Annotated in this window: 6 protein-coding genes and 1 pseudogene; 5 read left to right on the top strand and 2 right to left on the bottom strand. The window is 65.1% G+C overall.

Translation table 11 applies throughout. The annotated features are described in order from the left end of the window. The first annotated feature begins 23 nt into the window (after window positions 1-23). Window positions 24-338, top strand: a complete 315-nt coding sequence (locus QL985_RS01295) for a hypothetical protein (protein WP_059281286.1) — start codon at window positions 24-26, stop codon at window positions 336-338. 207 nt (window positions 339-545) lie between these two features. Continuing rightward, complete coding sequence (gene dnaB / locus QL985_RS01300; RefSeq protein ID WP_101888153.1) at window positions 546-2,912, top strand: replicative DNA helicase; 2,367 nt, start codon at window positions 546-548, stop codon at window positions 2,910-2,912. A 47-nt stretch (window positions 2,913-2,959) separates the two neighbouring features. On the opposite strand, the gene QL985_RS01305 is transcribed toward dnaB, so the two are convergent. Next, window positions 2,960-3,907 carry a hypothetical protein gene (locus QL985_RS01305; RefSeq protein WP_141564922.1) on the bottom strand — a complete coding sequence of 316 codons (948 nt, stop codon included), beginning with the start codon at window positions 3,905-3,907 and terminating at the stop codon, window positions 2,960-2,962. A 139-nt stretch (window positions 3,908-4,046) separates the two neighbouring features. Here QL985_RS01305 and QL985_RS01310 point away from each other — a divergent pair, with 139 nt between their 5' ends. Then, window positions 4,047-5,396, top strand: coding sequence for a threonine/serine exporter family protein (locus QL985_RS01310; RefSeq protein WP_259905303.1), 1,350 nt, complete (start codon window positions 4,047-4,049; stop codon window positions 5,394-5,396). 4 nt (window positions 5,397-5,400) lie between these two features. On the opposite strand, the gene QL985_RS01315 is transcribed toward QL985_RS01310, so the two are convergent. After that, window positions 5,401-5,904, bottom strand: a complete 504-nt coding sequence (locus QL985_RS01315; protein WP_259905305.1) for an FBP domain-containing protein — start codon at window positions 5,902-5,904, stop codon at window positions 5,401-5,403. Between the two features lie 667 nt (window positions 5,905-6,571). On the opposite strand from QL985_RS01315, the gene QL985_RS01320 reads away from it, so the two are divergent. Beyond that, entirely contained in the window at window positions 6,572-7,021 is a 450-nt protein-coding gene (locus QL985_RS01320) for a hypothetical protein (protein WP_059281283.1), read from the top strand. Between the two features lie 52 nt (window positions 7,022-7,073). Beyond that, window positions 7,074-8,324, top strand: a pseudogene (locus tag QL985_RS01325) (RecQ family ATP-dependent DNA helicase); the annotation flags it as partial. Window positions 8,325-8,400: the final 76 nt, after the last annotated feature.

Below are 8,400 nucleotides of genomic sequence, written 5' to 3' on the forward strand. Positions count from 1 at the left end.
CGGTTCGTGGGAGGATCGAGGTCATGATCTCCAGGAGTGTGTACACGGTGAGCACGGGCCGCAGGCTGTTCTGGGCCGGGCTGGGATGTGTGGCCCTGACCGTGGTCCTCTTCTTCGGCGGGTTCCTGGTGGGCAACTCCTTCAGCCCGGAGTTCTCCATGGGGGTGCTTCTGGCGGGGCTGATCCTGAGTGCCGTCACTTCCCTGGTGGCCGGGATCATCGGGGTCGCCGGGATCGTGGCGTTCCCCCGGCTGCGCGGCAGGTTCGTGCTGGTGCTCCTGCTGGCGCTGCTGTGCTCCCCCCTGCTGTGGCTCATGTCCCTGGTGCTCATCAGCTGATTCATCCACAGCTGAGCCTGCTTGTCCACAGAGATCTCCACATGCTGTGCACACGGCCGAGCGGCGTGTTCCACACGTTTCCCACAGTGTTTTCCACAGGCCGTGGACAGCGCGGGAGCACGCGCTGTGCGGGTCTGAGGGCGGTGCGAGAATGGTGGGGTGCGCCGCGGAGGACGGGCGCCGCCGTCGTGAAGAAAGTGAGACAGGGTGTCCGAATACACGTCCGGGCCGCGCGAGGACTACGGCCGCACCATGCCGCACGACAACCAGGCCGAGCAGTCGGTGCTGGGCGGGATGATGCTCTCCAAGGACGCCATCGCGGACGTGGTGGAGGTGCTGCGCGGCGTCGACTTCTACAAGCCGGCGCACGAGAACATCTACGACGCCGTGGTGTCCCTCTACGGGCGCGGCGAGCCGGCGGACGCGATCACCGTGGGGGACGAGCTCACCAAGAACGGTGAGATCGAGCGGATCGGCGGGATCGCCTACCTGCACTCGCTCATCGCCTCCGTGCCCACTGCGGCGAACGCGGGCTTCTACGCGGAGATCGTGCGGGAACGCGCGGTGCTGCGGCGGCTCGTGGAGGCCGGCACCAAGATCGTGCAGCTGGGCTACGCGCACGACGGCGAAGTGGACGACATCGTCAACGAGGCCCAGGGCGAGATCTACCAGGTGGCGGAGCGGCGCACGGCGGAGGACTACGTCCCGCTGAAGGACGTCATGGAAGCCACCGTGGACGAGATCGAGGCCGCGGGCAGCCGCTCGGGCATGCAGGGTGTGCCCACAGGGTTCCACGAGCTGGACGAGCTGACGCACGGCTTCCAGGGCGGGCAGATGATCGTGATCGCGGCCCGTCCGGCCATGGGCAAGTCCACGCTCGCGCTGGACGTCGCGCGCTCGGCCTCCATCAAGCACGGCATGACCTCGGTGATCTTCTCCCTGGAGATGAGCCGCAACGAGATCGCCATGCGACTGCTCTCCGCGGAGGGAACCCTCAACATGCAGGACCTGCGCGCGGGCACCCTGCACGACGACCAGTGGGCCAAGATCGCGCAGATCATGGGCAAGATGAACGAGGCACCCCTGTTCATCGACGACTCCCCGAACATGTCGCTCATGGAGATCCGCGCCAAGTGCCGCCGGCTCAAGCAGAAGCACGACCTCAACCTGGTGATCCTGGACTACCTGCAGCTCATGAGCTCCGGCAAGAAGGTGGAGTCCCGCCAGCAGGAGGTCTCCGAGTTCTCCCGTGCGCTCAAGCTGCTCGCCAAGGAGCTGGACGTGCCCGTGGTGGCGCTGTCCCAGCTGAACCGTGGAGCGGAGCAGCGCCAGGACAAGAAGCCGCAGGTGAGTGACCTGCGTGAATCGGGCTGCCTCACCGGTGACACTCGCATCCTGCGGGCGGACACCGGCGCAGAGACGACCATGCGTGAGCTCTTCGACGCCGGCGAGAAGGACGTGCCCGTGTGGGCGCTTGCGGATGACCTCCGGTACGTCAAGCGGCCCATGACGCACGTCTTCTCCACAGGCACCAAACCGGTGTACAAGCTCCGGCTCGCATCCGGCCGCGAGGTCCGGGCCACGGCCAACCACAAGTTCTACACCTACGACGGTTGGACGGCGCTGGGAGATCTCACGGCTGGAGAACGACTGGGCATCCCGCGGCACGTGTGTGCGCCGGAGCAGGAGACGCAGTGGGACGACGACGCCGTGTCCCTGCTGGGCGCGTCGCTCACCACCTCAACGTCTCTGTCCGCCGAGATCTTCACACTTCCGAAACAACAGATTCGTGACCTCTTGAGCGCGGCGTGGTCTGCGTCGGGCACGGTCACCGGTGGGGAGCGAGTCAACGACCACGTCGGTGAGGTCTTCATCGACGGACTGACCCGGGGCGTCGCCGACCAGGTCGCCCGGCTGCTGCTGAGGTTCGGCATCGTGGGGACCGTGCACGATTTCGGCAGGGGCGCAGATCTGCGCATCGAGGAGTTCGAGGATCAGCTCATGTTCCTCGAGCAGATCCCCGTGGACGGCCACTGTGCCCGGGCGGCCGGTCAGCTGCGGGCTCGCCTCCGCATGGTCAAGAACGAGCGGACGGCAGGGGCTGGCGCGTCAGACGAACCCGTCAACGTGTGGGACGACGTCCGCCGAATCGTGAAGAGCCGGGGTGTTCCAGCGCTGACTTCGGACACTGCGGTGCTGGAACGGCCGACTCGTGTGGGTCAGCTCGTCGAGGCCCTCGACACCCACGAGCTCGACATGATCGCCATGAACGACCTCTACTGGGACCGCATCCTGTCCATCACGCATGACGGCGAGGAAGAGGTTTTCGACGCCACCGTGGTGGGTTCGCACAACTTCATTGCCAACGGTGTGACGGTGCACAACTCGATCGAGCAGGACGCGGACATGGTCATCCTCCTGCACCGTGAGGATGTGTACGACAAGGAGTCCCCGCGTGCCGGCGAGGCGGACGTGATCGTGGCGAAGCACCGCAACGGCCCCACTAAGACCATCGTGGTGGCCTTCCAGGGGCACTACTCGAGGTTTGCGAACATGGCGCTGGAAGGGTTCTAAAACTTGTCCGGGGGTGCAATTGATAGACTTCCAAATAAGACCTGACCTCATTGGCTGTATCGCCGGATCTGTTCACCATTAGCATCCCAGTAAATGAGGTCCATGGTGTTGCGCAGAACAAAATCGATGAGGTCCTCACCGGGGTACTCAGGGATGACAACAACGCACTTGAATTCTGGACCGTCGATGTAGCGGCTGTAATCCAAAAGTTGGCCGATCGCCATTCTAATATTTTGGCGCGAGGAAGAACTTTTTACTTCATAAAGTTCTCGTTCGGCGGGATCCCACACGTCCGTGTACAAGGTAGAAGGTGAATTTGCGGGCTTGATGGACAGGCGAAGTTCAAGGCGAAGTTTTTCACGAAGTCGATCTTCGATCTGTCGCTCGCTACGCGTAACGCTCATGGCTGCAGTCTCGGCGCGATGGACGAGAACAGCCTTTGTCTGCTCCGCGGCGACCTCTTGTACTCGCAGTTCCGGGGCGGGCGGAGATGCCGGAGGGGCCACTGCGATGGGGACAGAGGCCGTGAAATCTCCTACCCGTTCAAGCGTAAAGACAATTACTTTGCGATGCGCGCCATTGCCAACCGGTGCGAACTCATAACGCCACCCATGATCGGGGTGGGTCTCGAACTTTCCTTCGTAGCGATGAGTGCGCCGCTGAGTTCCAGGGACGAATCCTTCGGCAATGAAAAGATGGACCTCCCTATTGTCTGCCATCGAGGTCCGCAACACCTCGTTCCGGCGAATGAACTGCTGGTCGCCGGAGGTTCCGTGGCCGGTATAATCGAACGCGGTTTGGTCCGGGGTTACCCAGCCATCGAAATTGTAACCGTGATAGTGAACTACCTTTGGGTCTGAGAAGAGGAAAATGAAGCGACCGCCTGCGGGGGTCACCATGCCGCTTTGGGTGTCACCCCCGTACCGAGCGCTGATTTCCTTGCGGGTAACGACATCGCCGATGTTTAGGGAAAATTTTGTCTCCTTGGGTTCCACAAGGTCAGTGTACGCAGGCAGTCAATGCGTCTGCATGTAAAAGGCGGCGTGCAGTGGTCTGTCCCGTGTGGCCAACCTCCCACCAGACTGCCCCCTCCTCGCCTCGCCGGTAACTGCGGCGCCCCACTACGCTTGGCCAGTGCTCACCACTGAACAGGCCGCTTACAAACTCGCCTTCCAGATCGCGGACGCCCTGATCCGTAGCGGGGCGGGGTCCGCGAACACCACCAAGTCGCTGCTGTCGATCTTCCGCAAGACAGACCTGCGGGACGTGACCGTCAGTGTCTCCCTGGGGCAGGTGACCATCAGCCACCAGGACCAGCCGGACAAGGCGCCGAGCACGCGGGTGTTCGAGACCCAGCCCGGAACGCTGGACATCGAGCTGCGCAGTGCAACGGGTGCGGTCCTGGAGGACTTCGTGCTGGGCCGGCTGGATGCCGATGAGGCGAGCCGTCGCATGGACGAGATCATGGCGAAGTCGCGGGTCATCGGCCACAAGCTGATCATGACCGGTTTCACGATGTTCGGGGTGGGCTTCGCGCTGATCCTCGGCGGCAGCTGGGGGACGGCCATCAGCGCCGCCGCGGTCTCGGCCGTGGTGTACGGCGTGTACGCCCTGGTGCAGCACGTGAAGGCCCCAGAGATCTTCAGCCTGGCCGCCGGTGGCCTGGTGGCGGTCATGGGGGCCACCGTGTGCGGGATGTTCTTCTCCATCACTCAGACGGCGGTGTGCATCGTCGCCGCGCTCGCGGCATGGCTCGCCGGGATCGCGGCGTACGGGGCGGTGCACGACGTGATCACCGGTTGGTACGTCTCGGCCTCGGGCCGGATCCTCGAGGCCGTCACGAGCACGGCGGGTCTGGTGGCCGGTGTCACGGTGGGCATCCACGCCATGCAGCCGCTCGTGGGGGGCTCGATGGACTACATCGAGACCCTGGAGATGGACGACTCCCGCTGGGCGCTGACCGTGCTGGGTGCCGCGGTGGTCTCCGCAGGTTTCGCGCTGGCCTCCGGTGGCCGCGGCTGGAAGCTCGCGGCCCTCGGGCTGTTCGGCGGCCTGGTGCAGCTGGGTGTGCTGGGCGTGGGTGCGCTCGGGATGAGCTCCTACAGCGCCATCCTGGTCTCCTCGATCGTCGCGGGGGCACTCAGCGTGGCACTCACGCGCGCCCTGGACCTCGCATCCAACGCCACCCTGATGATCGTGCTGCTTCCCCTGTTCCCGGGCATGCTCGTCTACCAGGGTGTGCTGGGCACCATCTTCGGCCTTGAGGACGCCGGCGAGTCCGTCCTCAAGGCCGCGATCACCGCGTTCTGCCTGTGCATGGGCGGCATGCTGGGGCAGTACCTGGCCTCGGAGACCCTCTGGGCCGGGCGCCGCAGGCAGTTCGCGCTGAAGCACCCTGGCCAGAAGTTCCGCCGGGAGATGACGGACGAGGAGAACTTCAGCGACATCATGGTCCCGATCTTCTCCAAGCCCTTCAACAGCTGATCAGCTACTTCCTCATGGCCTCGGCCACGCGCTGCACGAGGCCGCGCATGTTCTCGAGCGTGCGCTCGGTGCGTTCCTCGGGACTCATGGTCTCCTCCATCTGGCGCACGCCCTCGGGCTTGCGCCGCCCCAGCGTGTAGTCGCTGCACGCCAGGTTGGAGCACACGTACGTGCCCACGGAGCTGTACTTGTCCTTCGCGGACTTCGAGCGCTGGATGGACACGAGCGACACTCCGCTGGCCGGGTGCAGGGTCAGACAGATCTGGCACATCCGCGCCCCACCCGTCGCCTTCTGCGCGCTCTTCTCCATGACGAGCCCGCGCAGGCCGTCCTCGGTCTCGACCACCACGTAGCCGGCGCGCGGCGACTTGGGGTCGTACCACCCCAGGAAGATCTGCTGCTCCCACGCGGTGTGCAGCACGTCCTGGGGGATGTTGATGCGCTGTGCAGCACCTTTGGAGCAGTTGATGAAGCTCTTGCGGATCTCGGATTCTGTATGCGTGTGCATGATTCTGGGCTTTCGTTCTGGTGTGTCACTACGCGCACGACGTCGCTCGCGGGCGTTGTGCGAGGCACGCACCCGGGCGCGGGGCGGGGAGGCGCGGCGGCGTCGTCGTACGGGAGCGTGAGGACGCCGGGCACGGTCCGGCGGCGGGGCGGGGACGCGGTAAGGTTTTCGGGCGTGGCGAAGGGCGCGGCCCGGTCGTCCGCAGTCGACGGCCGCGCGGGTCAGCGCTGTCTGGTGCCGGCGTGGAAGCCGGCTGCCTCCTGGCGCACGTGAGCCTCGTTCCTCCGCGGGTGCGGATCGTGGTGACGTACCCGGCGAGTCTAACGCCGGGCTGTCGCATGTGCAGCGAGGGCGGCTGAGGGGCGCGTTGGGGGGGCTTTCCACGGGTTCACATGATGGGAAAGGTGGGGTGCGCTGAATCCCTGACAGAGATGCATCTGACATGGGAAAACACCAATATAAGATACATATGTATGATAAAATCCATGTTTCTACATGAACGGCGGTGACACGGAGGACCACCATGGGCAGCGTAAGCATTGATCGCCGGCAGCTGGCGAAAGGAGCTGCTTGGAGTATCCCCGTGGTGGCTGTAGCGACTGCCGCCCCCGCAATGGCCGCCTCGCCCACGCCGCAGCTCGACCCATGGGGGCGCGCCACGTGGAATTTGACCTGGTACACCGAGCGGGTGGACAACTACCAGAGCTTCAAGCTGTTCTCCACGACTCCGAAGTCCAATGTGCCGGGCCGGGGGTTCTGCGTGCTGAACACGAACTCTTCCACTCAGATTTCCAACGCTGCCGTGACGTACTACCTGCCCTACTACAGCTCTCTCACGTTCTCGGCACAGAACGGCCCGGGATTCAACGGCTGGAGCAGGCTCTCGCGGGACTCCAGCAAGTCGAACAAGTACTTCAACGGGGTGACCTACTACGCCTACACCACCGTCTACACCGGCGGGGTCACGGCGCAGGACGGGACCACGTGCCTGCCCTCATTCGGGTTCGAGAGCAATGACAATCTCTCCTCCACGGGGTACTTCTTCGTGGATCACTCGGTGCTGGTCAATGGCAACACCCTCAGAGCCAACTTCGGCCCTGTGACCATGGTTGGCTGAGGTCCCCTCCACAGCCCGGGCCCGCAGTGGCCGCACCGCCTACCCTGGGGGCATGACCTCCACGAGCACCGAAACCGAGTCCCTTGCTGTCCTGCGGGAGGTCTTCGGCTACGACGCCTTCCGGGGTGAGCAGGCGGAGATCATCGACCAGGTGGTCGGCGGCGGGGACGCCGTGGTGCTCATGCCCACCGGCGGCGGCAAGTCCCTGTGCTATCAGATCCCCGCGATCCTGCGGGAGGGCACGGGCGTGGTGGTCTCCCCGCTGATCGCGCTCATGGCGGACCAGGTGGCCGCGCTCGAGGCCGTGGGCATCCGCGCGGCATTCCTCAACTCCACGCTGGAGCCCTACGAGGCACAGGAGGTCGAACGGCAGCTCGGTGCCGGGGAGATCGACCTGCTCTACCTGGCTCCCGAGCGGCTCATCCTGCCGCGCACCATCGACCTGTTGAAGCGCTCGCCGGTTGCCCTGTTCGCGATCGACGAGGCGCACTGCGTCTCCCAGTGGGGCCACGACTTCCGCCCCGACTACATGGGACTCTCCGTGCTCGCGGACGCCTTCCCGGACGTTCCCCGGATCGCGCTGACTGCCACCGCCACGCGGGCCACGCACCAGGAGATCACCGAGCGGCTGCGCATGGAGAACGCGCGGCACTTCGTCTCCAACTTCGACCGCCCCAACATCCAGTATCGGATCGAGCCCAAGGACGGCGCCAAGGACCAGCTGCTGCGGCTGATCCAGTCGGAGCACCCGGGGGAGGCCGGCATCGTCTACTGCCTCTCCCGCAAGAGCGTGGAGACCACTGCGGCCTGGCTCTCGAAGCGCGGGGTCACCGCCCTGCCGTACCACGCGGGGCTCGACGCCGCGGTGCGCCAGGACACCCAGGTGCGGTTCCTGCGGGAGGAGGGGATCGTCGTCGTCGCCACGATCGCGTTCGGCATGGGGATCGACAAGCCGGACGTGCGCTTCGTGGCCCACCTGGACCTGCCCAAGAGCATTGAGGGGTACTACCAGGAGACCGGCCGCGCGGGTCGCGATGGCATGCCCTCCACGGCATGGATGGCGTACGGCCTGGGGGACGTGGTGAACCTGCGGCGGATGATCGACCAGGGCGAGGGCAGCGACCTGCACAAGCGCAATGCGCGCTCGCACCTGGACGCCATGCTCGCCCTGTGCGAGACCACCGACTGCCGGCGCGTGCAGCTGCTGCGGTACTTCGGGCAGGACTCGGAGGCCTGTGGGAACTGCGACACATGCCTGAACCCGCCCAAGGTCTGGGATGCCACCGTGCCTGCCCAGAAGCTGGGACTGCCGCACCGATAGGTGACCTCTGATCTGGCTTGCCCACTGGGCGGCCTGGAAGGATGTGCACCATGCCCGC

Origin of the sequence: Kocuria sp. APC 4018 (assembly GCF_030407675.1) — a bacterium.
GTDB lineage: Bacteria > Actinomycetota > Actinomycetes > Actinomycetales > Micrococcaceae > Kocuria > Kocuria rhizophila.

Excerpts from the sequence above, each read along its gene's own strand:
- QL985_RS01295 (WP_059281286.1), top strand. The coding sequence starts at position 24 with ATGATCTCCAGGAGTGTGTACACGGTGAGCACGGGCCGCAGGCTGTTC.
- QL985_RS01315 (WP_259905305.1), bottom strand. The coding sequence starts at position 5,904 with ATGCACACGCATACAGAATCCGAGATCCGCAAGAGCTTCATCAACTGC.